This is a genomic window from Streptomyces sp. NPDC059909 (assembly GCF_042730885.1).
Classification (GTDB): domain Bacteria; phylum Actinomycetota; class Actinomycetes; order Streptomycetales; family Streptomycetaceae; genus Streptomyces.
In genome coordinates this window covers 68,992-92,715 of the sequence record NZ_JBHWKX010000016.1, presented here as the reverse complement: position 1 = coordinate 92,715, position 23,724 = coordinate 68,992, and the positions used below count along the sequence as shown (strand labels likewise).

22 protein-coding genes are annotated in these 23,724 nt (G+C 71.3%); 7 read left to right on the top strand and 15 right to left on the bottom strand.

Features of this window, described 5'->3' with window-relative positions; all coding sequences use genetic code 11:
- Positions 1-25: 25 nt before the first annotated feature.
- Complete coding sequence (locus tag ACFV9O_RS14115) at positions 26-1,183, bottom strand: acyl-CoA dehydrogenase (protein ID WP_385416897.1); 1,158 nt, start codon at positions 1,181-1,183, stop codon at positions 26-28.
- Between the two features lie 183 nt (positions 1,184-1,366).
- Here ACFV9O_RS14115 and ACFV9O_RS14110 point away from each other — a divergent pair, with 183 nt between their 5' ends.
- Positions 1,367-2,707, top strand: coding sequence for a UDP-glucose dehydrogenase family protein (locus ACFV9O_RS14110; protein WP_385416808.1), 1,341 nt, complete (start codon positions 1,367-1,369; stop codon positions 2,705-2,707).
- Between the two features lie 57 nt (positions 2,708-2,764).
- On the opposite strand, the gene ACFV9O_RS14105 is transcribed toward ACFV9O_RS14110, so the two are convergent.
- Positions 2,765-3,127, bottom strand: a complete 363-nt coding sequence (locus tag ACFV9O_RS14105; RefSeq protein WP_385416805.1) for a VOC family protein — start codon at positions 3,125-3,127, stop codon at positions 2,765-2,767.
- Between the two features lie 96 nt (positions 3,128-3,223).
- Between ACFV9O_RS14105 and ACFV9O_RS14100 the strand changes: the two genes are divergently transcribed.
- Entirely contained in the window at positions 3,224-3,730 is a 507-nt protein-coding gene (locus ACFV9O_RS14100) for a CGNR zinc finger domain-containing protein (RefSeq protein ID WP_385416802.1), read from the top strand.
- Between the two features lie 443 nt (positions 3,731-4,173).
- On the opposite strand, the gene ACFV9O_RS14095 is transcribed toward ACFV9O_RS14100, so the two are convergent.
- The 3 genes from ACFV9O_RS14095 to ACFV9O_RS14085 are packed head-to-tail and all read right to left on the bottom strand — an operon-like array spanning position 4,174 to position 7,042.
- Entirely contained in the window at positions 4,174-5,355 is a 1,182-nt protein-coding gene (locus tag ACFV9O_RS14095) for a dipeptidase (protein ID WP_385416800.1), read from the bottom strand.
- Between the two features lie 11 nt (positions 5,356-5,366).
- Entirely contained in the window at positions 5,367-5,906 is a 540-nt protein-coding gene (gene purE, locus ACFV9O_RS14090; RefSeq protein WP_385416797.1) for a 5-(carboxyamino)imidazole ribonucleotide mutase, read from the bottom strand.
- The gene (locus ACFV9O_RS14085; RefSeq protein WP_385416794.1) at positions 5,903-7,042 is read right to left on the bottom strand and encodes a 5-(carboxyamino)imidazole ribonucleotide synthase; all 1,140 of its coding nucleotides are present in this window, start codon (positions 7,040-7,042) and stop codon (positions 5,903-5,905) included. Before ACFV9O_RS14085 ends, purE begins: the two co-directional genes overlap by 4 nt.
- 170 nt (positions 7,043-7,212) lie before the next feature.
- On the opposite strand from ACFV9O_RS14085, the gene ACFV9O_RS14080 reads away from it, so the two are divergent.
- Entirely contained in the window at positions 7,213-7,722 is a 510-nt protein-coding gene (locus ACFV9O_RS14080) for a GtrA family protein (protein ID WP_385416894.1), read from the top strand.
- A 59-nt stretch (positions 7,723-7,781) separates the two neighbouring features.
- Here the strand turns inward: ACFV9O_RS14080 and ACFV9O_RS14075 are convergent, their stop codons facing one another.
- Entirely contained in the window at positions 7,782-9,059 is a 1,278-nt protein-coding gene (locus tag ACFV9O_RS14075) for an ATP-binding protein (protein ID WP_385416891.1), read from the bottom strand.
- A gap of 280 nt (positions 9,060-9,339) precedes the next feature.
- Positions 9,340-10,017, bottom strand: coding sequence for a response regulator transcription factor (locus tag ACFV9O_RS14070; RefSeq protein ID WP_385416791.1), 678 nt, complete (start codon positions 10,015-10,017; stop codon positions 9,340-9,342).
- A gap of 471 nt (positions 10,018-10,488) precedes the next feature.
- Between ACFV9O_RS14070 and ACFV9O_RS14065 the strand changes: the two genes are divergently transcribed.
- The gene (locus ACFV9O_RS14065; RefSeq protein ID WP_385416789.1) at positions 10,489-11,985 is read left to right on the top strand and encodes a peptide MFS transporter; all 1,497 of its coding nucleotides are present in this window, start codon (positions 10,489-10,491) and stop codon (positions 11,983-11,985) included.
- Between the two features lie 96 nt (positions 11,986-12,081).
- On the opposite strand, the gene ACFV9O_RS14060 is transcribed toward ACFV9O_RS14065, so the two are convergent.
- The 6 genes from ACFV9O_RS14060 to ACFV9O_RS14035 form a co-directional block, all read right to left on the bottom strand.
- Positions 12,082-13,497: a hypothetical protein gene (locus tag ACFV9O_RS14060; RefSeq protein WP_385416786.1), complete on the bottom strand. Its 1,416-nt coding sequence runs from the start codon at positions 13,495-13,497 to the stop codon at positions 12,082-12,084.
- A 14-nt stretch (positions 13,498-13,511) separates the two neighbouring features.
- The gene (locus tag ACFV9O_RS14055) at positions 13,512-14,582 is read right to left on the bottom strand and encodes a hypothetical protein (RefSeq protein WP_385416888.1); all 1,071 of its coding nucleotides are present in this window, start codon (positions 14,580-14,582) and stop codon (positions 13,512-13,514) included.
- A 170-nt stretch (positions 14,583-14,752) separates the two neighbouring features.
- Positions 14,753-15,655, bottom strand: a complete 903-nt coding sequence (locus ACFV9O_RS14050) for a hypothetical protein (protein WP_385416784.1) — start codon at positions 15,653-15,655, stop codon at positions 14,753-14,755.
- A gap of 13 nt (positions 15,656-15,668) precedes the next feature.
- The gene (locus tag ACFV9O_RS14045; protein ID WP_385416781.1) at positions 15,669-16,340 is read right to left on the bottom strand and encodes a peptidase; all 672 of its coding nucleotides are present in this window, start codon (positions 16,338-16,340) and stop codon (positions 15,669-15,671) included.
- A 167-nt stretch (positions 16,341-16,507) separates the two neighbouring features.
- Complete coding sequence (locus ACFV9O_RS14040) at positions 16,508-17,017, bottom strand: ATP-binding protein (protein WP_385416778.1); 510 nt, start codon at positions 17,015-17,017, stop codon at positions 16,508-16,510.
- A 132-nt stretch (positions 17,018-17,149) separates the two neighbouring features.
- Positions 17,150-17,518 carry an STAS domain-containing protein gene (locus tag ACFV9O_RS14035; protein ID WP_385416775.1) on the bottom strand — a complete coding sequence of 123 codons (369 nt, stop codon included), beginning with the start codon at positions 17,516-17,518 and terminating at the stop codon, positions 17,150-17,152.
- A 240-nt stretch (positions 17,519-17,758) separates the two neighbouring features.
- Between ACFV9O_RS14035 and ACFV9O_RS14030 the strand changes: the two genes are divergently transcribed.
- From ACFV9O_RS14030 to ACFV9O_RS14020, 3 genes are all read left to right on the top strand, one after another.
- A complete protein-coding gene (locus tag ACFV9O_RS14030) occupies positions 17,759-18,685 on the top strand; it encodes an RNA polymerase sigma factor SigF (protein ID WP_385416772.1) in 927 nt (308 codons plus the stop codon).
- A 130-nt stretch (positions 18,686-18,815) separates the two neighbouring features.
- Positions 18,816-20,027, top strand: coding sequence for a DegT/DnrJ/EryC1/StrS family aminotransferase (locus tag ACFV9O_RS14025; protein ID WP_385416769.1), 1,212 nt, complete (start codon positions 18,816-18,818; stop codon positions 20,025-20,027).
- A complete protein-coding gene (locus ACFV9O_RS14020) occupies positions 19,933-22,263 on the top strand; it encodes a lipopolysaccharide biosynthesis protein (RefSeq protein WP_385416767.1) in 2,331 nt (776 codons plus the stop codon). The genes ACFV9O_RS14025 and ACFV9O_RS14020 overlap by 95 nt, the downstream gene beginning before the upstream one ends.
- Here the strand turns inward: ACFV9O_RS14020 and ACFV9O_RS14015 are convergent.
- Both ACFV9O_RS14015 and ACFV9O_RS14010 read right to left on the bottom strand, forming a co-directional pair.
- The gene (locus ACFV9O_RS14015; protein ID WP_385416765.1) at positions 22,184-23,320 is read right to left on the bottom strand and encodes a glycoside hydrolase family 26 protein; all 1,137 of its coding nucleotides are present in this window, start codon (positions 23,318-23,320) and stop codon (positions 22,184-22,186) included. The two genes, ACFV9O_RS14020 and ACFV9O_RS14015, sit on opposite strands and share 80 nt — an antisense overlap.
- The gene (locus ACFV9O_RS14010) at positions 23,317-23,715 is read right to left on the bottom strand and encodes a hypothetical protein (protein WP_385416762.1); all 399 of its coding nucleotides are present in this window, start codon (positions 23,713-23,715) and stop codon (positions 23,317-23,319) included. The genes ACFV9O_RS14015 and ACFV9O_RS14010 overlap by 4 nt, the downstream gene beginning before the upstream one ends.
- Positions 23,716-23,724: the final 9 nt, after the last annotated feature.

The following is a 23,724-nucleotide window of genomic DNA, read 5'->3' as shown; positions in this document are numbered from 1 at the left end:
TGGTGTTTCGTGCGAGCCGGTCGCCTTACGGCAGGTTGCGGGCCATGACTATGCGCTGGACCTGGTTCGTGCCTTCATAAATCTGGGTGATCTTGGCGTCGCGCATCATGCGCTCGACCGGGTAGTCGCGGGTGTAGCCGTAGCCGCCCAGCAGCTGGACCGCGTCCGTGGTGATCTCCATGGCGACGTCGGAGGCGAAGCACTTGGCGGCGGCACCGAAGAAGGTGAGGTCGCCGTCGACGCGCTCGGACTTCGCCGCGGCCGAGTACGTCAGCTGGCGGGCGGCCTCGAGCTTCATGGCCATGTCGGCGAGCATGAACTGGATGCCCTGGAAGTCCGCGATGGCCTTGCCGAACTGCTTGCGCTCCTGGACGTAGCCCTTGGCGTAGTCGAGGGCGCCCTGCGCGATGCCGAGGGCCTGGGCCGCGATGGTGATGCGGGTGTGGTCCAGGGTCTTCATCGCGGTGGCGAAGCCGGTGCCCTCCGCGCCGATCATGCGGTCGGCCGGGATGCGGACGTTGTCGAGGTAGACCTCGCGGGTCGGGGAGCCCTTGATGCCGAGCTTCTTCTCCGGGGCACCGAAGGAGACACCCTCGTCGCCCTTCTCGACGACGAAGGCGCTGATGCCCTTGGAGCGCTTCTCGGGGTCGGTGACGGCCATCACCGTGTAGTACTCGGAGACGCCGGCGTTGGTGATCCAGCGCTTCACACCGTTGAGGATGTAGTGGTCGCCGTCCCGGACCGCCTTGGTCTTCATGCCGGCCGCGTCCGAGCCGGCGTCAGGCTCGGAGAGGCAGTACGAGAACATCGCGTCGCCCTTGGCGAGCGGGCCCAGGTACTTCTTCTTCAGGTCCTCGGAGCCGGAGAGGATGACCGGGAGCGAGCCCAGCTTGTTCACAGCGGGGATCAGCGAGGACGAGGCGCAGACGCGGGCGACCTCCTCGATGACGATGACGGTCGCGAGGGCGTCGGCGCCGGCGCCCCCGTACTCCTCCGGGACGTGCACGGCGTGCAGGTCGGAGGCGACCAGCGCGTCGAGGGCCTCCTGCGGGAAGCGGGCCTCCTCGTCGACCGCGGCCGCGAACGGCGCGATCTTCGCCTCGGCGAGCGAGCGGACCGTCTCGCGGAGCATGTCGTGCTCTTCGGACGGGCGGTACAGGTCGAAGTCAGGCACTGTGCATATCTCCCTTTGGCGCCAAGGTCTCTCGCTCCCCTGAGCGGCCGCTAACTACCGTTAAGTAATACAAATTTTAGTGGCCTGCCCCCGACCGGCATACGTGAGCTATCTGACAGCGGAAAAATGCCCCCGGCGCCACCCGACTATGCTCAGCCCGGCACTCCCCTCGTACCCCCTCAGGAGCACCGCATGGCCCTCAAGATCACCGTGATCGGCACCGGATACCTCGGCGCCACACACGCAGCGGCCATGGCGGAGCTGGGCTTCGAGGTCCTGGGCCTCGATGTCGTGCCCGCGAAGATCGAGATGCTGGCGGCCGGCCGGGTGCCGATGTACGAACCGGGACTCGAGGAGCTGCTGGAGAAGCACGTCGCGGGCATCGCCGGCGCGAGCGGGCGGCTGCGCTTCACGACGTCGTGGGACGAGCTCGAGGAGTTCGGCGGCGATGTGCACTTCGTGTGCGTGAACACCCCGCAGAAGCACGGCGAGTACGCGTGCGACATGTCGTACGTCGACGCCGCCTTCGACTCGCTCGCACCGCGCGTGAAGAGCGGCGCGCTGGTCGTCGGCAAGTCGACCGTGCCGGTCGGGTCGGCGGACCGGCTCGCTCAGGTACTCGCCGAGCGGTCGCCGGAGGGTGTGGAGCTGGCGTGGAACCCGGAGTTCCTGCGCGAGGGCTTCGCCGTCCAGGACACGCTGCACCCGGACCGGATCGTGGTCGGTGTGGCGAGCGAGCGCGCGGAGAAGGTACTGCGCGACGTGTACGCGACGCCGGTCTCGGAGGGGTCGCCGTTCGTGGTGACGGACTTCCCGACGGCGGAGCTGGTGAAGACCTCCGCGAACTCCTTCCTGGCGACGAAGATCTCGTTCATCAACGCGATGGCCGAGGTCTGCGAGGCCGCGGGCGGCGATGTGGCGAAGCTCGCGGAGGCGATCGGCTACGACGAGCGGATCGGCGCGAAGTTCCTGCGGGCCGGGATCGGTTTCGGCGGCGGGTGCCTGCCGAAGGACATCCGGGCGTTCATGGCGCGCGCCGGTGAGCTGGGCGCGGATCAGGCGCTGACGTTCCTGCGCGAGGTCGACTCGATCAACATGCGGCGCCGCGGGCACATGGTGGAACTGGCGCGGGAGGCCGTGGGCGGTGACTCCTTCCTCGGGAAGCGGGTCGCGGTGCTCGGCGCGACCTTCAAGCCGGACTCGGACGACGTACGGGACTCGCCCGCGCTGAACGTCGCCGGGCAGATCCACCTCCAGGGCGGCCAGGTGACGGTGTACGACCCGAAGGGCATGGACAACGCCCGTCAGGTCTTCCCGACGCTCGGGTACGCGGAGAGCGCGCTGGACGCGGTGCGGAGCGCGGACGTGGTGCTGCACCTGACCGAGTGGCGGGAGTTCCGCGAGCTCGACCCGGCGGAGCTGGGCGAGGTGGCGTCGCGCCACATCATGCTGGACGGGCGGAACGCGCTGGACGCGGCGTTGTGGCGCGAGGCCGGGTGGACGTACCGGGCGATGGGCCGGCCTCGCGCCTGAGCCTGCTCGGGTTTGAGCCTGCACGCGTCTGAGCCTGCTCGCGTCTGCTTTCGGGTTTCAGCAGGCGCAGAGGCAGAAGGGGTGGCCCGCCGGGTCCGCATAGACCCGCCAGGTGCGTGAGCGGTCGTCCGTGTCCAGCGGCTTGGCGCCGAGCGCCAGCACCTGAGCCTCGGCCTTGTCCAGGTCCTCGACGGTCAGGTCGAGGTGGAACTGCTGCGAGGCGTCGGGTGCGGGCCACTGCGGCGGTACGTGGCCGGGGGCGGCCTGGAAGGCGAGCCGTGTGCCCTCGTATCCCTTGAGCTGGACCCAGTCGTCGCCGTCGGCCTCCAGTTGGGCGCCGAGGATCTCGGCGTAGAAGGCGGCGAGGGCGCGGGGGTCTGGGCAGTCCAGGACGACGGTTCCCACAGTGGCGATGGCCATGGTGCTTCCTTTCGTACGGCTGCGGTGTTACCGGCTGCGGCTGAGTACCGGTAACGAGTTACCTCATAGTGGTGGCTCGGAGGTAACGTCGCAACCATGAATGACAGGGCGCCCGCACCCGGGGGTCTCGCGCTGATCGAGTCCCTGGTCAACACGCTGAACATCGAGACCGGCGCGGACGCCCTGGACACGGCGGACGGCCGGGTCGCGTTCGGTCTCTCGGAGGACCAGGTCCCCGGGGCCCGGGAGCTCCGCGAGGCGCTGCGCGCCGCGTGCCTGGCGCACGCCGGGCACCGCGCGCCAGGAGACGTGGCCGCGCTGGACCGGCTGCTGACGGGGGCACCGCTGCTGGTGGCCGTGGACGGGGCGGGCGAGGCGGCGCTCCGGCCCGCGGACCCGGCCTCGCTCGTGTCGCGGGTCGCCGCGGCCATCGCGACGGGGGCGGCGGACGGCACCTGGCTGCGGCTGAAGGCGTGCGAGGCCGATGACTGCCGTTGGGCGTACTACGACCGGAGTCCGGCCGGTCGGAGCCGGTGGTGCACGATGTCGGTCTGCGGCAGCCGCGCGAAGATGCGGGCGTACCGGGCCCGGCGGAGCCGGTAGTGCGGTACCGCCGGGGCGGGACGGGACGGGGTTGGCCCCCGGTGCCGCGGCGGCGGGGGGCAGGAGTCTCCCCCGATACCGCGGCGGCACCCGGTGTGTCCGTCCTCAAGCGCCGGAAAGGCCAGGAGTGTGCCCCGGCACCGTGGCGGCAGCCCGCGTGACCGTCCTCAAGCGCCGGACAGGCTCGAAGTGTCCTTCCGCACCGACGCGGTAGCCCCCGTGACCGTCCTCAACGCCGGACGGGCCGAAAGCTGCACCCGCCGCGGAAGCCGGACGGCTGCAAGTGCGCCCCGCACCGGCGCGGCAGCCCCCTCGTCCCTCGTCACACGCCGGACGGGCTGAAAGCTGCACCCGCCGCGGAAGCCGGACGGCTGCGAGTGCGCCCCGCACCGCCGCGGCACCCCCCTCGTCCGTCGTCACACGCCGGACGGGCTGAAAGGGACTCAGGCCAGAGACTCCAGCGTCGCGTTCGACGGGGCACGCGTCGCCTGGAGGTCCCTCGCCACCGATTCCGCGTCCCGGAGGACCCGGACCGCGTTCTGCCAGGTCAGCTTGGCCAGGTCCGTCGTCGACCAGCCGCGCCGCAGCAGCTCCGCGATCAGGTTCGGGTAGCCCGCGACGTCCTCGAGGCCCGCCGGGGTGAAGGCCGTGCCGTCGAAGTCGCCGCCGATGCCGATGTGGTCGATGCCCGCGGCCTCGCGCATGTGGTCGAGGTGGTCCGCGACCGTCGAGGCCGTGGCCATCGGGCGCGGGTTCGCCGCCTCGAAGGCCCGCTGGACCTTCATGCCCGCCTCGGTCGTGTCGAGGGGGTGCAGGCCGTGGGCGCGCATGTTCTCGTCCGCGGCGAGGGTCCAGGCCACCGCCTCGGGCAGGATGAACTTCGGCACGAACGTGGCCATCGCCACGCCACCGTTCGCCGGCAGCCGCTCCAGCACGTCGTCCGGGATGTTCCGCGGATGGTCGCAGATCGCCCGCGCCGAGGAGTGGGAGAAGATCACCGGCGCCGTGGACGTGTCCAGCGCGTCCCGCATCGTCGTCGCGGCGACGTGCGAGAGGTCGACGAGCATGCCGGTGCGGTTCATCTCGCGGACGACCTCGCGGCCGAACGCCGACAGGCCGCCGACCCGCGGCTCGTCGGTCGCCGAGTCCGCCCAGTCGATGTTGTCGTTGTGCGTGAGCGTCATGTAGCGGACGCCCAGCGCGTACAGCGCCCGCAGTGTGGCGAGCGAGTTGTTGATGGAGTGGCCGCCCTCCGCGCCCATCAGCGAGGCGATACGGCCCTCCCGGCGCGCCGCCTCCATGTCGTCGGCGGTCAGGGCGCGCGCCAGGTCCGCCGGGTAGCGGGCGAGCAGCCGGCCGACCACGTCGATCTGCTCCAGCGTTGCGCTGACCGCGTCGTCGCCGGCCATGTCGCTGCGTACGTACACCGACCAGAACTGCGCGCCGACGCCGCCCGCCCGCAGCCGCGGGATGTCGGTGTGCAGGCTGCCCGACTGGTCGGCGGCGATGTCGAGGCGGTCCAGGTCGTAGCGCACCTGCTCGCGCAGGGCCCACGGCAGATCGTTGTGGCCGTCGACGACGGGGTGGGAGGCGAGCAGGGATCGGGCCTCGGCGAGGAAGTCCACCGGTCGCCGCCCTACTTCCCGAAGCCGAAGGCCGCCGCGCCTTCGACCTTCGTACGCAGCCGCTTGCCCTTCTCCGTCGCCTGGTCGTTCAGCTCCTGCTGGAACTCCCGCATCCGGCTCATCAGGTCGGGGTCCTGCGTGGCGAGGATGCGGGCCGCGAGCAGGCCCGCGTTGCGCGCGCCACCGACCGAGACCGTCGCCACGGGCACGCCCGCGGGCATCTGGACGATGGAGAGCAGCGAGTCCATGCCGTCGAGGTACTTCAGCGGGACCGGGACACCGATGACCGGCAGCGGGGTGACCGAGGCCAGCATCCCCGGGAGGTGGGCCGCGCCGCCGGCCCCCGCGATGATCGCCTTCAGACCGCGGCCCTCGGCGTCCTCGCCGTACGCGATCATCTCGCGCGGCATGCGGTGGGCGGAGACGACGTCGACCTCGTACGGGATCTCGAACTCGTCGAGGGCCTGCGCGGCGGCCTCCATGACGGGCCAGTCGGAGTCCGAGCCCATGACGATGCCGATGAGAGGGGCCGAATCGAAGGGGGAGGTCATTCGGTGATCGTTCCTCTGAGGTAGTCGGCTGCGTGACGGGCGCGCTCCAGCACGTCGTCGAGGTCGTCGCCGTAGGTGTTGACGTGCCCCACCTTGCGGCCGGGCTTCACGTCCTTGCCATACATATGGATCTTGAGCTGCGGATCCCGCGCCATGCAGTGCATATATGCCGCATACATATCGGGATAGTCGCCGCCCAGCACGTTGCACATCACGGTCCACTTCGCCCGGGGACGCGGATCGCCGAGCGGCAGGTCCAGCACGGCCCGTACGTGATTGGCGAACTGGGACGTCACCGCACCGTCCTGGGTCCAGTGGCCGGAGTTGTGGGGCCGCATGGCCAGCTCGTTGACGAGGATGCGCCCGTCGGTCGTCTCGAACAGCTCGACCGCGAGGTGTCCGACGACATCGAGCTCCTTCGCGATCCGCAGGGCGAGCTCCTGCGCCTGGCCGGCCAGCTCGGCGTCGAGGTCCGGGGCGGGGGCGATCACGGTGTCGCAGACGCCGTCGACCTGCCGCGACTCCACGACCGGATAGGCGACGGCCTGGCCGTGCGGGGAGCGGACGATGTTCGCCGCCAGCTCACGGCGGAAGTCGACCTTCTCCTCGGCGAGGACCGGGACGCCCGCGCGGAACGGGTCGGCTGCCTCCTCCTCGCTCCGTACGAACCAGACGCCCTTGCCGTCATAGCCGCCGCGCACGGTCTTGAGGATGACGGGGAAGCCGCCGACCTCCGCCGCGAACGCCACCGCGTCCGCCGGGTCGGCGACGATGCGGTGGCGGGGGCAGGGCGCACCGATCTCGTCGAGCCGCGCGCGCATCACCCCCTTGTCCTGGGCGTGCACCAGGGCGTCGAGCCCGGGGCGTACGACGATGCCGTCCGCCTCCAGGGTCCGCAGGTGCTCCGCGGGCACATGCTCGTGATCGAAAGTGATCACGTCGCAGCCGCGCGCGAAGTCACGCAGCGTGTCCAGGTCGCGATAGTCGCCGACGACGACCTCGCTCACCACCTGGGCCGCCGAGTCCTGAGGGGTGTCACTGAGGAGCTTGAATCTGATGCCGAGGGGGATGCCCGCCTCGTGGGTCATACGGGCGAGCTGACCGCCGCCGACCATGCCGACTACCGGGAACGTCACCCTCTCAGGGTATCCGCCAAGCCGGACGGCCCAGCCATCTGGGCGATGTCACAGCCACGCGACACCTTTGCGATTGTCCACAGGCAACTCAGGGGGGTGCTGGTTAGAGTGATGGGGTTGACGTTTCGAGGATGCCGAACGACGCCGAACGGACGGGGCCAGCGATCACCATGAGCGAACGGGGCGCACTGCGTGTGCGACTGGACCGGCTCGCGCGCGAGGTCGCCAAATTCGGCGCTGTCGGCGCGCTGGGTCTGCTCGTCAATATGGCGGTGTTCAACCTGGTGCGGCACACCACCGAGATCCCGGTGGTGCGCGCGAGTCTCCTGGCGACCTTCATCGCCATCCTCTTCAACTATGTGGGCTTCCGCTACTTCACGTACCGGGACCGTGACAAGAGCGGCCGTACGAAGGAGCTGACGCTGTTCCTGCTGTTCAGCGCGGCCGGAGCGGTCATCGAGAACGGTGTGCTGTACACGGCGACGTACGGCTTCGACTGGGACGGCCCGCTGCAGAGCAACTTCTTCAAGTTCTTCGGGATCGGCGTCGCGACGCTGTTCCGCTTCTGGTCGTACCGCACCTGGGTGTTCCGGACGCTGCCCGCGCGCGAGGCCGTGCAGACGGCGGAATCGTTCCTGGAGCAGCGACGGGCGGAGCAGCCGGACCGCGTCGGCAGCTGAGGCAGCGCGGCACGGCCACTCACGGCACCGGGGTCCACGCCCCCTGGGCCCCGGTCCGCTCAGCGGATCGGGCGCTCGTGCTCCCTGGGGCCTTCCTTCAGGCGGCGCGCCTCCCGGCTCAGGAACAGCGCGAAGACCGGCGGCTGCTGCTGGAGCAGCTCCAGCCGGCCGCCGTCGGCCTCCGCCAGATCCCGGGCCACGGCCAGCCCGATGCCCGTCGAGTTCCGGCCGCTGATCGTCCGCTCGAAGATCCGCGCGCCGAGATCGGCCGGTACGCCCGGGCCCTCGTCGGTCACCTCGATGACCGCCTGATTGCCGGTGACGCGGGTGCGCAGGGCGACCGTGCCGCCGCCGTGCATCAGAGAGTTCTCGATCAGCGCGGCCAGTACCTGGGCCACGGCGCCCGGCGTGCCCACGGCCCGCATGCCCTGCTTGCCGGAGCAGACGATCGCCCGTCCCGCACTGCGGTATGCGGGGCGCCACTCCTCGATCTGCTGCTTGACGACCTCGTCGAGGTCGAAGGCGACGGCGGAGCCGGTGCGGGGGTCGCGGGAATTGGTGAGCAGCCGCTCGACGACGTCCGTGAGCCGCTCCACCTGGCCGAGCGCGACGCTCGCCTCCTCCTTCACCGTCTCCGGGTCGTCGGTGGCGGAGATCTCCTCCAGCCGCATGGAGAGCGCGGTCAGGGGCGTACGGAGCTGGTGCGAGGCGTCTGCGGCGAGCCGGCGCTCGGCGGTGAGCATCCGGGCGATCCGCTCCGCGCTGGAGTCCAGGACGTCCGCGACCCGGTCCAGCTCCGGGACGCCGTACCGCCGGTGGCGCGGTCGGGGGTCGCCCGAACCGAGGCGCTCGGCGGTCTCCGCGAGGTCGGTGAGCGGTGAGGCGAGCTTGTTCGCCTGCCGCAGGGCGAGAAGGACCGCGGCGACGACGGCGAGCAGGGCCACCGCGCCGATGATCATCAGCGTACGGCCGACCTCGCGGGTGACGGTGGAGCGGGACTCCTCGACGGAGACGCTCTCGCCCTGCTCCCCGGTGACGGTGGAGTGGATCACACTGCCCGACGGCTGCTCGCCGATCTCGACGGGGCCACTGCCGGGGATGCGGATCAGGGCGTACCGATCGGGCCCCATCTGCTCGGCGAGCGCGCCGGTGTCGACCGGCTCCCGCTCCGCGACCCGCGACTCGACGATGCTGAGCAGGCGCAGCGCCTCGGAGTCCACGCTCTCCTGGGCGCTGTTGCTGATGGTGCGCGTCTCGACGATGACGAGGGAGACCCCGAAGACGGCGATGACGACGAGCACCACGGCGAGTGTGGAACTGATGAGACGGCGGCGCACGGTGCTGCCCTCCGGGCGGGGTGACGCGATGACGAGTGCGACTTCGAGCGTACGGGGCCGTGGGGGGCGGCCCCGGTGTCCGTCCTCGAACGCCGGGTGTCCGTCCTCGAACGCCGGGTGTCCGTCCTGAACGCCCCCTACGCCCTGCGGCGTGGGGGGACCCACAGACGGGCCGTGCGTGTGCCCGGTACCGTCGCGGCGGCCCGCGTGTCCGTCCTCGAACGCCGGAAAGGCCGGGAATTGCGCCCCGCACCCTCGCAGCGGCCCGGATGCCGCCGGGTCAGCTCTTCTCGAAGCGGAAGCCGACGCCTCGCACCGTCGCGATGTAGCGCGGGTTGGCCGCGTCGTCGCCGAGCTTCTTGCGGAGCCAGGAGATGTGCATGTCCAGGGTCTTGGTGGAGGACCACCACGTGGTGTCCCAGACCTCGCGCATCAACTGGTCGCGCGTGACGACCCGGCCCGCGTCCCGCACCAGGACCCGGAGCAGGTCGAACTCCTTGGCCGTGAGCTGGAGCTCCTCGTCGCCCATCCAGGCGCGGTGCGACTCGACGTCGATCCGCACACCGTGCGTCGCGGGCGCGGCGGCCGGCTCCGTGGCGCCGCGGCGGAGCAGGGCGCGGACCCGGGCGAGCAGCTCGGCGAGGCGGAACGGCTTGGTCACGTAGTCGTCGGCGCCGGCGTCCAGGCCGACCACCGTGTCCACCTCGTCGGCGCGGGCGGTCAGCACCAGGATCGGCACGGTGTGCCCGTCGGCACGAAGGCGGCGGGCCACTTCGAGGCCGTCCATTCCGGGCAGCCCGAGGTCCAGTACGACCAGATCGACCCCGCCCTTGAGCCCCGCGTCGAGGGCGGTCGGACCGTCCTCGCGGACCTCGACCTCGTAACCCTCCCGGCGCAGCGCGCGCGCCAGTGGCTCGGAGATGGATGCGTCGTCCTCGGCGAGCAGTACACGGGTCATGGGCTGATGGTAGTCCGCGGGAGGGACGGGCTGGAGGGTGATCCACAAGGCCTGCGGCTGTGGGATGAGATCCTGTGTGGGACCTTCGATTCTGGGCAGACAGTTCCCCCAGAGCCTGTGATCCGCGTCTCAAGCCCTTCCATATCCCCTGGTGTCGTGGCGTATGGTGGCTTAACGCCTTTAGCACTACCCGGGGACCTTTGGCTGCATTCGCACCAAGGGTCTCTTTTCTGCACGGGCCCGGTCACCACCGGGCCCGGAACAGTGAATGACCTATGGGCCGGGCCCTTACGCGCGTCGCCGCGCGGCGGGGCGTGGATCCCGGTGCGAACGTGTCCCTCGCCTTCGTGTGCCAACGAAAGACGGGCCCCTCGGGCGTGGGGCGGGACCGCTCCGAGCCGGTGCCGGCCGCCCCCACCGGGCGCACAGAACCGCGTACGACGCGGCGCGTCCCGAGCAGCAAGGATCGACATGGCGTCCAGCCTGACGAGCGCTTCGACCGGCACCGCCGGCTACGAGAAGGCGTTCCTCGGCCACCCCCGCGGCCTGGCCAACCTGTTCATGACCGAGATGTGGGAGCGCTACAGCTTCTACGGCATGCGGGCCCTGCTCGTGCTCTACCTGGCCACCAACGTGGCCGACGGTGGACTCGGGATGAACGACGCGACGGCCGTCGCGATCTACTCCGTGTACAACGCGATGGTCTACCTGCTCGCCCTGCCGGGCGGCTGGCTCGGCGACCGTCTCTGGGGCGCGCGCAAGGCCGTCGCGGTGGCCGGTGTCATCATCATGACCGGTCACTTCCTGCTGGCGGTCCCGGCGCAGATCTCCTTCTTCATCGGTCTCGCGTTCATCGCGATCGGCTCCGGTGTCCTCAAGGCCAACATCTCCACGATGGTCGGCCACCTGTACCCGGACAAGAACGACTCGCGCCGCGACGGTGGCTTCACGATCTTCTACATGGGCATCAACCTCGGTGCCTTCGTCGCCCCGCTGACCATCGGCTGGGTCGGCCAGAAGGTCAGCTGGCACCTCGGCTTCGCCATGGCCGGTGTCGGCATGGCCATCGGTCTGCTCTTCTACTTCCTCGGCTTCCGCAACCTGAACCCGGAGTCCAGCCGCGTCCCGGCGCCGCTCGACGCCGCCGAGCGCTCCGCCGTGCTGAAGAAGGCCCTGATCTGGCTGGGTGTCGCCGCCGCCGCGTACGCCGTCATCGGCCTGGCCGGCGTCTTCACCATCGACTGGGCGCTGTGGCCGCTGACCATCCTGGGGCTGGGCCTTCCGGCCTGGTACCTGATCCGCGTCAAGCGGGACAAGGACCTCGAAGAGGTCGAGCGCAGCCGGATGTCCGCGTACGTGTGGTTCTTCGTGGCCGCCGCCGCCTTCTGGGCGATCTACGACCAGTCCGGCTCGACCCTGTCGCTGTTCGCCAAGAACAACACCGAGTCCACGCTGTTCGGCTTCTCCTTCCCGGAGAGCTGGTTCCAGTCGCTGAACCCGCTGTTCGTGATGGCTCTCGCCCCGGTCTTCGCCTGGGTGTGGGTGGCGCTGGCGAAGCGCTCCAAGGAGCCGAGCACGCTGACGAAGTTCGCCTTCGGCCTGGTCCTCATCGGCGCCTCCTTCGGCGTCATGATGCTGGCGCAGGGGGCGGCGGGCGACGCCAAGGTGACCCCGATGTGGCTCGTCTCGGTGTACCTCATCCAGACCGTCGGTGAGCTGACGCTCTCCCCGGTCGGCCTGTCGCTGACCACCAAGCTGGCACCGCAGAAGTACGCCTCGCAGATGATGGGCGTCTGGTTCCTCGCGGTGACCGCGGGCAACTCGGTCGTCGCACTGCTTCAGCTGATCGGCACCCCGACCGACACGCAGGGCTGGTTCGCCAGCCTGGGCGCGCTCGCCGCGGTCGCCGGTGTCGCGATCTTCATGTACCGCAAGAAGGTCCAGCCCCTCATGGGCGGCGTGCACTGACGCACTCCCCTTCACGGGACCACGGGACCGGCCCGGCACGCACTCGCGTGCCGGGCCGGTCCCGTTCGCTGAAGCGTGTCGTGAGACCGCCTTCGCCTACCGCGTGCCGCGCAGCCTGCGCCACGGTGTGAACGTGAAGACCGCGCCGCCCAGCAGGATCACCGTGCCCGCCGCGAGGGCGAGGGCGTGGAGGGCCTCGCCGTCCTCGGCGCCGGTGTCGGCCAGGCCGCCGCCCGAGGCGTCGCCGCCGCCCGCCGAGCCGGAGGCGGAGCCGCCCGATGCGCCGCCCGGCTGGGCGGAGGTGTCGAGTTCGAGCGAGACCCCGACATTCGCGGGCGGGGTACAGGTCGTCGTCGTACCGAGGGCCTTGACCGTGAGGACGCCCGGGCTGAGCGTGGACTTTCCACTGGCGCCCGGCTTGTACGTACCCGTCAGGTCGGGGATCTCGATCGGGTCGCCGGCCTTGATCTCCTCCTTGTTCGTGGGGCCCTCGACGTGGACGAAGCCCGTGTCCGCGCCGCCGAGCTTGACCTCCATGGACGGCTTGACCGAGTCGGGCGGGATGGTGGCCGGGCTGTCCATGACGGACTTGGAGAACTTCACGGTGAGGTCGAAGTCGCCGCCGTTCCTCTTGGCGTTGATCTTGACGGGGGACACGGCGTTCTTGTCACCGATGGGGGTCTTGCAGGAGTAGGCGACCTGGACCTCCTTGCCCTCGAAGTCGGTCTGGCCGCCACCGCCGCCGGTGCTGCCGCCGGACGTGCTGCCCCCGGAGTCGCTGCCGCCGGAGCTGCTCGTGCCGCCGGTGTCACTGCCGCCCGAGCTGGTGCCGCCCGCCGTCGAGCCGCCGGAGTCGCTGCCACCGCTGATCAGGCCGCCCGTGGTGGGCAGCCCACCGGTCGTACCGCCGGTCGTCGGCAGACCACCCGTCGTACCGCCGGTCGTGGGCAGACCGCCGGTCGTACCGCCCGTCGTGCCGCCCCCGCCCTCCGTCACCTTGATCGTCGCACCGGGCTGCACCGTCTCCTTCGGCGAGCACTTCGTGTCCGTCGAGATCGGCTTGGAGACGTTGATGTTGTACTTGTCCGGCGTCAGCGTGATCTCACCCGGCGCGGTCAGCTTCAGCTTGCCCTTCATGTCGGGCAGCACCATCGGGCTGTTCTTCGGGATCGGCGGGTTCTGCCGTGGTCCGTCCATCGCCAGGTCCCCGGTCTGCGCCCCGGCGACCTTGATCGTGCCGGTCGGTTTGACCGTGTCCTTCTCCAGGTCGAGGACGTCGGGGTTCTTGGACGCGGCCTCGACGGTCTTCCAGACCACCTCGATCTCGTCGCCGACCTTCGCCTCCGCGGGCGCGGTGATCTGCACCTTGGTGGTGCCCTGGACGGGCGGCAGGCCGGAGATCGCCGGGGGAATGCACTCCGTCTTGTACGACACCTCGGCGGCGTGGGCCGGTCCCGCGGTCAGCAGGATCCCCGCGCCGCAGAGCATGAGCGCGACCCCTGCCGCGCTCATCCTCCGTTGCGTGCTCACGTGTGTCCCTTCGTCGTGGGTCGGTTCTCTGACGGTGCGGAGTCCGGGGTGAACCACGGCAGTGCCACCGTGGTGGTGGGTACGGTCCGGCCGGCCGCCGGTGCCGGGCCCGGGGTGCCGGGCGGTGCGCTCCGGTGGCGGCCGCTGCCCCGGTGCGGCCGTACGCGGTCCACGACCGCCATACCGATCCGGAACAGCGCGGCCGGTACGACGACGGCCAGCAGCAGCCAGAAGAGCGTCACGCCCCACGGGCGGCCCACGCCCCAGGGCTGCTCGGCGAGCACCTTCGAGCCGTACTTCACGGAGACCTGGTAGTCGCCGTGCGCCCCCGCCGACAGCTGGACGGGCAGCTTGACCTGGGCCTTCTTCCCCGGCTGGATGGTGCCGCGCCACTGGCGCTCCTCCCACTGCGGGGCGAACACGCCGTACGCGGTGCCGACCTGGAAGACGGGGTTCTCGACCGGGGCCGAGCCGAGGTTGCCGACGGTGAAGACGAGCTCACGGCTCGGCGGGGCGCCGAACCACACGAGCAGCCCGCTCGAGCCGCGCAGCTCGACGGTCGCGAGCACCGCGAGCTTTCCGCCGCCGGTGGGCTGCGGAAGCGGGGCGGTGGGGTGGCCGGCGACGGTGAACGGAGCGTCCACGGTGGCCTGTTCCCCGGTGACGGTGGCCACGTGCACCACGCAGGGGCAGGGTTTGGGGGGCTCCGCGACCGGCACCTTCTTGCTGAAGGCGCCCTTGGCGTCGGTGGTGACGGCGCGGCCGTCGGCGTTGGCGCAGGAGTTGGTGCCGCCGATCACGCCTCTGTCGGGCGTGGACTGGCCGCAGATCAGCATCATCAGCAGGGCATTGGGGCGCCAGCCGGTGCCCCGGACGGTGATGTCGCCGCCCTTGCCTGCCTGTTGGGCGGAGAGGGTGACGGCGGGCTTGCTCTCGGCCGCGGCGGCGAGCGGAGCGGGGCCGCAGGCGAGGGCGAGCGCCGCGGTGAGGAGCGCGGTGAGCAGCACCGCGAGCGCGCGCAGGGGGCGCCGGCGGCGGGCCCCTCCCCTCCCCGGCCCTTCCCGCAGTGTCGACTTGCGGCTCCGCCGCGTGCGGGGGCAAGCCTCGAGCCCCCCTGAGAACGTGACCGGTACCGCCCGGTCGGCCCGCGTGTCCGTCCTCGGACTCCCCCTACGCCCTGCGGTGTGGGGGGACCCCCAGACGGGCTTGACCACGGGTCGCATGCGTGTGCCGCCGTTCACGGTTGGGCCCCCACCTTCGCCGGTCGCCGTTCGGTGCGCTTCAGTCGCAGGGCCGCCGTCCCGGCCGCCGCCGCGGCGAGGGCGAGCGCCGTGCCCGTCGCCGCGGCCCAGGGGACGTACACCGCGGAGGCCGTCGCCTCGCCGCGGGCGCCGCCCGACGCGGTCACCCGGAGGGTGACGTCGACGGAGTCGAGGGCGGGGGGATCGGGCCAGGGTTCGGTGAGTTCGACGCGCCGGCCGGGGAGGAGCTCCAGGGGCAGCGGGCGGGCCGGGCGCGAGAGCAACTCGCCCGTGAGCCCGTCGGCGCGGACGGCCAGACGCGGGGCGAGGACCGTGTTGCCGCGGTTGACCAGCGCGTAGTGGATGCGTCGGCCGTCCACGCGGACGTCCTCGACGGTGAGCGCGGCGAGCGTCGGGCCCGCGACCCGTACATGGACGCGTACGCCCACCTCGCGGCCGCCCGCCGTCGCGACGATCGCGGCGGGGTGGTCGCCGGGCGTCGCGGAGGCCGGAACGGTCACGGCGAAGGGCACATCGGCGCGGGTGCGCGGCGGCACGGTCACCTGTTCCGCGGCGAGCGCGATCCATCTGCCGGTGCCCGTGCGGGAGGAGGCGTCCACCGCGAACTCACCGTTCTTCGCGTTGTACGCGCCCGCCCCGCGCAGCCGTACGGTCAGCGGCTCGGCACCCCGGTTCGTCACGGACAGTCTGTCCTCCATCACCGTGCCGGGCGAGCCCTCCAGATAGACGTACGGTCTGCCGCCCGTCGCGGGCTCCGCCGTCCAGCCGGGCCCGGCGCCGGGCGCGGCGGACACGGGCGCGGGCGCGGGCGCAGGCGCTGTCGCTGTCGCTGTCGCGGACAGCACGCCCAGCAGAGCTGCGGCGGCAACAGTGATCACGGCTCCTCCGCGGTCAGCTCACGGACCGTGCGCCGCGACGGGTCAGCCACAGCACACCCGCCACACCGGAGAGCAGCACGGTGCCGCCGAGCGTGCCGAGCGCGACCGCCGAATCGAGCGGACCGGTCCTGGGCAGCTCGCCGGAGCCCGAGGCCGACTGCGCACCGCCCGCGCCGCCCGAGGCCTGGACGTCGAGTTCGAGCGACGGCTTCGGGTTGTTCCTGGGCGTGCACGTGGTGGTCGTACCGAGCGCCTTGATGGTCAGCACGCCCGCGGTGAAGGTGACCTTGCCCGTCTTCTTCGGGGTGTACGTACCCGTCAGGTCACTGATCTTGATGGGGGTGTTGGCGGGGATCGCCGCGGGGTTCGCGGGCCCGGACACCTTCACCGTTCCCTCGTCCGCACCGCCCAGCTTGATCAGCGCGCTCGGGTTCATCGCGCCCTTGCCGAGCTCGACCGGGCTGGACGAGACGCCCTTCTCGAACGTCATCGTGAGCTTGTAGTCGCCACCGCTCTTGACGGCCTTGATGTCGATCGGCGACACGGCACCCTTCGGTCCGATCGGCGTCTGACACTGGTAGTCCACGTCCACGACATCGGCATGGGCGACGGGGGCGGCCATCAGCACCACCGAGCCCGCCACCGCCGCTGCCAGCGTGAGAGCTGTCCGCTTCTGGTACGACACCTCGAGTTCCCCTCATGCCGGAAAGCCGCCTCACGTTACTGACGACACATCAGATCGGGCGCTCAAGGTACGCCTGGGCCCTGATGGAGGGAAGACAAAGAGCACGGCGGATCGCCGTGCTCTCACAACAGCTTCAAATACCGGTTCGAAGCGCGGCGTTACGGCCGCTACGAGGGAGCCGCCAGCTCCGCCCACACCGTCTTGCCGGGCAGCCCGGCGGTGCGCAGCACTCCCCAGTCCAGACACAGCCGCTGCACGATGAACATCCCGTGCCCGCCGGGCCGCCCCGCACGGTGCGGGGTGCGCGGCGCCGGCTGCCCGGTGCCGCGGTCGGAGACCTCGAGGCGCAGCACCTTCGCGTCGCTGGAGACCCGCAGCTCCTCCGGCCCCTCCGCGTGCAGACAGGCGTTGGTGACCAGCTCCGACACGACGAGCAGGACGTCCTCGGCGGCGGCTCTGCGGTCGGCGGACGCGGCCGGCAGCCAGCCCCAGTCGTAGAGGGCCTGCCGGGTGAAGTCGCGCGCGAGCGGCACGATGCCGCTGGCGCTGCCCAGGGGAAGAGTGCGCACCCGGCCGTGGGGCCCGCGGGACGGGGCCTCGACGGCGCTCGGCTCCGGGCCCTCGCCGTCCGACTCGTGGCCGCGGTCGCCCGGCGGATGCTGCCGGGTCGTGCTCATCAGCGCTTCACCTCACCGATTCACCGGTTCGCGATGGTTTCAGTACACAGAGTGCAGGAACCTGCACAGTCCGCGGGGGTCTTCTGCCCGGCCGTATCGCGACAACACCCGTCACGTGGCCCTCGGCGGTGATCAGTCGGTCAGTGCCGCTCCGAGCGAGTCATGGACGGTGAAGACCGCCTCGGCGCCGGTGATCTCGAAAACCCTGGCCACCACGGGAAGCATCCCTGCGAGGTGGACGCCGCCACCCGCCGCCTCGGCCTTCAGCCGGGCACCGAGGAGCACATTGAGTCCGGTGGAGTCGCAGAATTCGAGATGTGAGCAGTCCACCACCAGGCGTGTGCGACCTTGCTCCAGCGCTTCCTCGAGTGGCGCACGCAACAAATCGGCCGTGTGGTGATCGAGCTCACCTGCCGGTGTCACGACCTCACTCCGACCCTCGGTGCGAACTTCGACCCGAAGTCGGCCCCGATTCGCGCTGCCGACCGTCCCGCGGTCCATGAACGTCCTCTTCGCCGATGCCGTTGACGTTCGGAAAACATTACGCCTTCTCTACAGCCCATCGGTACCCGAACTCCCCCATAAACCAGACATATATGACATTTGACACTTGCAACCTTCGGCAAAGAGCGGGTAGGGCTAGTACGGACACCACCAACACGGCCGGCTTTGGAGGCGCCGCACACCGCAGCGACACGTACGGCATCGGCAGCCTTATGCCGACAACGATGGAGGACACCCATGTCACCCCGGCTCGACGAAACGCGTACCCCCCACGCGCCGTCGAAACGCCCGAAGCTTGACCCGGCAGAACCCACGCATCTCGAGCACGACGCGCACACCACGCACGCCGACCCCCTGGACGATCTCGAACTCCCGGCGATCCCGCCCTTCGACGAAGTCGGACCGGTGGACGCGCGGGCCCTCTCGAAGACGCTCTTCGCCCGCCTCGAAGTCCTCGAGGAAGGGACCCACGAGTACGCGTACGTCCGCAACACCCTCGTCGAACTCAACCTGGCCCTGGTCAAGTTCGCTGCCTCCCGGTTCCGGTCCCGCAGCGAGCCGATGGAGGACATCATCCAGGTGGGCACGATCGGCCTCATCAAGGCCATCGACCGCTTCGAGCTCAGCCGGGGCGTCGAGTTCCCGACCTTCGCGATGCCGACCATCGTCGGCGAGATCAAGCGCTTCTTCCGGGACACGTCATGGTCGGTCCGCGTCCCGCGGCGACTCCAGGAGCTCCGCCTCGATCTCGCGAAGGCCGGTGACGAACTGGCCCAGCAGCTCGACCGGTCCCCCACGGTCGGGGAGCTCGCCGACAGGCTCGGCATCAGCAACGACGAGGTCGTCGAGGGCATGGCGGCGAGCAACGCGTACACCGCGAGCTCACTGGACGCCCAGCCGGAGGAGGACGAGACCGAGGGCGCCCTCGCGGACCGCATCGGCTACGAGGACCACGGCCTCGAGGGAATCGAGTACATCGAGTCCCTCAAGCCGCTCATCGCCTCGCTGCCGTCGCGCGATCGCAAGATCCTCTCCCTCCGCTTCGTGGCGGGCATGACCCAGTCGGAGATCGGGGACGAGCTCGGCATCTCGCAGATGCACGTGTCGCGGCTGCTGTCGCGGACGCTGCGCAGGCTGCGCAAGGGCCTCACGGTCGAGGAGTGACCGCTGGGCCACCCCAGCGCACCGCACCCCTTCCGAAGGGCCCATTCCGTCAAGGGATGGGCCCTTCCGCCTTATTGACGGTGCGGTCCGGTATGGGCCACATTGAGCCCCGGGGCTCTGGGGGGACGACATGGCTTTTGGGGTGGGGTTACCGGCGCTGGAAGCGCGGATGCGCGAACGGCTCGGCAGGGAGTGTCTGTACGTGCCGTCGTGCCGTCTCGGGCTGTACGTGGCGCTGCGCCACTGGTGCCGGCCGGGCGGCCGGGTGCTGATGTCCCCGGTCAACGACGACGTCATCTTCTTCGTGGTGCTCGCCGCCGGGCTCCGTCCCGTCCAGGCACCGCTCGACCCACGGGACGGTTCCCTCGATACGGCAGCCGTCCCCGCATCCGTGTGGCGCGGACTGTCCGCGGTCCTCACCACGAATCTGTACGGGAATCCCGACCCGGCACCCGAACTGCGCGCCCGCTGCGATGCGTTGGGCATCCCCCTGCTGGAGGACGCGGCGCACGCGATCGGGTCGCGGGTCGGCGGCCGGCCGGTCGGAGCCTACGGAGACGCGTCGGTCTTCAGCCTCTCCAAGCACACGGCGGCGAAGACCGGCGGCTTCCTGGCCGTCGCCGACCCGGCGCTGCGGGGCGCGCTGGCGGAGGCGCGCGACGACCTGCTCGTACCATCGCGGCTCTCGTCCGAACTCGCCTATGCGTTACGGCCGTACGCGGAGGCAGGCGTGCGCGGCCTGCGGCTCGTGCGGGCCGCGCGGGCGGTGATGCGGCTGCTCGGGATGGAGGAGCGCGAGGAGATCCGCATGCCGCTGCGGGCGGGTGAGCTGAAGCAGGCGGTGCCGCAGGCGCCCGCGCTCGGGCCGTTCCACTCCTGGGTACGGGTCGACATGCACGACTACCGGATCGCTCCGGGACCCGCACGGCACAGACGCACCGCCCGGCTGCTGTACCGGCTCGACGACCGTCTCGCGGCCCATCTCGCCGGTACGGAACGGCTGGTGGCGAGCCCCTGGGGCGTACGCCGACCCGAAGCCGGCCCCACCCAGCCGCTGTTCCGCGTCCCCCTCCTCGTCGAGGACCGCGACGCCGCGATCGCCGCGCTGGCCCGCCACCGCATCACCACCGGCTACCTGTACGACCCGCCCCTCGACGACTACGCGTCCGAGCTCTTCACGGACCTGTCCCCGTCACCCGAACCGGCCCGCTGGTTCGCCCGCCACGCCCTGCCCGCGGACCCCCTCGATGCGGACCGGATCATCGCGGTGCTGCAGGAGTCGCGAGCGCGGCCGGCCGAGATCCCCTCCGCCTTCGGCGTCGCCGGGCCGACCGGTGGCTGATACGGCCCGGCTGCGCAGTCCGCAGGAGCTCGGGGAGGCACCGGCCGCACCGGAGACGGGCAGCGCGGGCAGCGGCGGGGACTCGATGTTCCGCAACGCCTACGCGCTGATGCTGTCGACCGGGGTGTCGGCCGCACTGGGGCTCGGGTTCTGGCTGGTGGCCGCCCGCTACTACACCGAGGAGGCCGTCGGGCAGGGCTCGGCGGCCATCGCCGCGATGAGGCTGCTCGCCTCGATCACGGCGACGACGATGATCGGCGCGGTGGTGCGGTACGTGCCGCGGGCCGGGCGGGCGACCGGACCGCTCGTGTGGCGGGCGTACGCGGCCAGTTCGGCCGTCGTGTGCGTCGCGTGCGCGGTCTTCCTGGTCACGCTGGACCTCTGGGGGCCCTCGTACGCCCCGCTGCGCGGACTCACCGCCGGGCTCGTCTTCACCGCCGCCTGTGTGGCCTGGGCGCTGCTGACCTTGCAGGACGGAGTGCTGACCGGGCTGCGCAAGGCGGTCTGGGTGCCCGCCGGCAACGCCGTGTTCTCGATAGGCAAGCTGCTGCTGCTCGCCGCGTTCGCCACCGCCATGCCCGTCCTGGGCGTCTTCGTCTCCTGGGCCGCGGCCATCGCCCTGTCCGTGCTCCCGCTCGGCTGGCTGGTCTTCCGCCGGCTCATTCCCCGCCAGGCCGCCGCCGACCGGGACCGTGAGCCGCCGCGGATGCGGGACATAGGGCGGTTCCTGGCCGGGGACTCGGTCGGGGCGCTGTTCTCGCTGGCGATGATCAACCTGCTGCCGGTGATGGTCGCCGTCCGTTTCGACGCCGCCCACAACGGCTTCTTCTACATCGCGTACACCGTCGGCGGGACCATGGAGTTCATGGCCATCAACATGGCCTCCTCGCTCACCGCGCACGCCTCGCACAGCCCGGAGACCCTCGCCGGGGGCGTGCGCGGGGCGCTGCGGCGGATGGTGATCCTGCTGGTGCCCGTCGTCCTGGTCCTCGTCGTGTTCGCACCGCAGATCCTCGCCCCGTTCGGCCCGGACTACGCCGACCACGGCGCGACCGTCCTGCGGCTGCTGGCCGCCGCCGCGCTGCCCCGCGTCGTCGTCGAGCTGTACATCGGGGTGCTCCGCGTCCAGGGGCGCACGGGTGTGCTGGCCGTGCTCCAGGGCGCGATGTGCACGCTGGTGCTGGGCAGCGCGGCGGTGCTGCTCGGGCCCGCCGGGATCTCCGGGGCGGGGCTGGCGATGGCGCTGTCGATGACGGTGATGGCCGTCGTGTCCGCACCGGGGATCAGGGCGGCGCTGGCGGGGCACGCCCCGGGGCCTTCCCGGACGGGCCGGATGTTCGCGCGGCGGCGCCCCGCTCCCGAGTACGGCACGACCTGGGCCCGCCGGGCCGCCGAGCGGCGGGTGGCCGTGGCCTCGGCCTCCGCCGCGGCCGCGGAGACCGGCGGATACGACGCGGAGTGGACGCGGGAGACCGTGTACCTGCGGGGCGTCCACGAGACGGCGACTTTGGCGTTCGGGATCCCCGTGCACGTGGCGGAACAGCCCTGTGATCCCGCCGGGCAGGCGGCGCGCGGAGACGAGTCCTGGCTCGCGACCTGGCTGTGGCTGCTTCTCGGGCTCGCCGCCGGGCTGTTCTGGATCCCGCTGCTGCGGGCCGACGACGTCACCGCCGGGCGGCTGTCCGGCACCGAACTGCTCCACGCTCTGCCCCCGGTCACCGTCACCGCAGGGGTCCTGCTGATCGTCGTCCACTGCGCCGCGGTGTCGCTGCAGCGGCTGCGGCCCGTGCTGCTCACCGCCGGCCTGCTGGCCACCGTCGCGGCGCTCCACAGCGCGCCGCTGCTGCTCGGCATCCGGCCCGAACCGGCCGGCGGGGCCTGGCTCGGGGCGCTCGCGGACCTGCTCGCGGACGTGGCCGGGCTGGACAGCCCGAAGGGCGTCCTGGCCGTCCTGCCGGCCGTGCTCCAGCTCCTGTGCCTGGCGCTCGCCGCCGTGTCGATGCACGCCGTCGGCGCACCGGAACGGCTCACGGCGGGCGCCATGTGGGTGCTGGCGGTGGCGGGCTGGGCGGCGCAGGACGCCGTCGCGGCGGCCGCGCTGCCGGTGTTCACCAGCTCCGTCGCGACGGCCGTCGCTTCGCTTGCGTACCGGCGCTTCAGCGGGTGGGGACGGGCTGCTCGAAATAGGGGTCCCGGCCGGCCGCGCGGTAACCCTCCAGGCCCGGGCCGCCGTTGACCGTCAGATCGCAGCCCGGGCCAGGCACCGCACGGTTCCAGTGCACCAGTGCCCGCACCCGCGGCAGGGTCGGGACGACCTCGGGGATACGGGCGTACCAGTCGCGCTGGCGCTGCGGCTGCGTCGGGTCGGGGGCGGTGGCGAACTCCGCCAGCATGACGGGCTTGCGGTCCGAGATGTTGGCACGCAGCCAGTCGTGGGAGGGGCGCTGGCTGCGGTCGAAGTCGAGCCAGTTCGGCGACTTGTGGCAGAGGTAGTAGTTGTACTGGTCCATGCCGATCCAGTCGACGTACTCGTCCCCCGGGTAGAGCTGCTTCATCAGCTCCGCGTTGCCGAGGTAGCCGGATACCGTCCACACCCACACCACGTTGTCGACGCCCAGCTCCTCGAACCGGTCGTGGAGGTGGCGGTAGGCGGCGACGAACTCCTCGGGGGTGCCCGCGCCCTCCTTGATGCGGAAGTCCGTCTCCTGGTCGAAGGAGACGAAGATGCGCTTGCCGTACGCCTTCAGTCGGCGGGCCTGCGGGTCGATGATGTCGCGGTCGTACTTCCCCGACGCGATGTTCTTCCAGCCGAGCTGGGTCTCGGTCCAGCCGTCGTGGTGCGGTTCCGTCCACACGGTGGACTCCCAGGCCAGCATCAGCAGCCGGTCCCGGCCGAGCTCCTGCTCGTCGGCGGTGAGCAGCTCTCCGTCGAGCGAGCTGTTCGACATGTCGTGGTAGTTGTAGACGAGATCGAGCTTGCGGCCGATCTTCTGCTCGAACGCGTGGACGGCTTCGGTGAGCGAGCCGCTCCGCGCGTACGGGACGTACGCCCCCCACCAGGCCCCGCACCGCGGCTCCAGCGTCTCCGTGGGGGCGCAGTCACCCTCCGGGAGCGTCCCCGAGGCCGCGTTGCCGGGCAGTCCATGGCCGCCCGGGGGCCCGGCATCGTCCTCCTTTCCGCCCCCGTCGGTCCGGGCGATCCAGACGCCGAGCCCGGCGAGCAACGCCCCGACGGCGGCCAGGACGAGCGCCGTGTACGTACTTCGGGACACCGTGGCGTGCCGCCCCGTCATCGGCCCCTCCAGGGGCCGGGCCGAGCACGCTCGGCCGCCCCTCTGGTGGCCGCGGGCAGCGGCACGCCGGGCAGCGCGGCGGCCACCGTCGCGAACGCGGCCAGCGACACCAGGAAGAGCGTCGCGGAGAACGCGTCCACCAGGAGCAGCGAGGTGGCGGTGAGCACCCCGAGCGACAGGCTGAGGGGCGCGCCCAGCGCCAGCGCCTCCAGCCGGGCGCCCGGGCGCAGCTCGCGCGGCTGCGGGAGCAGCAGCGCGAGCCCGGGTCCGAGGACGACGAACGCCAGCACCGGGATCCAGCGCAGCGGCGATCCGCCGGGCAGCGCGGTCGCGGCGAGTGCGACCCAGCCGGACGCGGCGAGCGCGGCTCTGGTCCATAGGTGGTTCGGCTGCATGGCGACCTC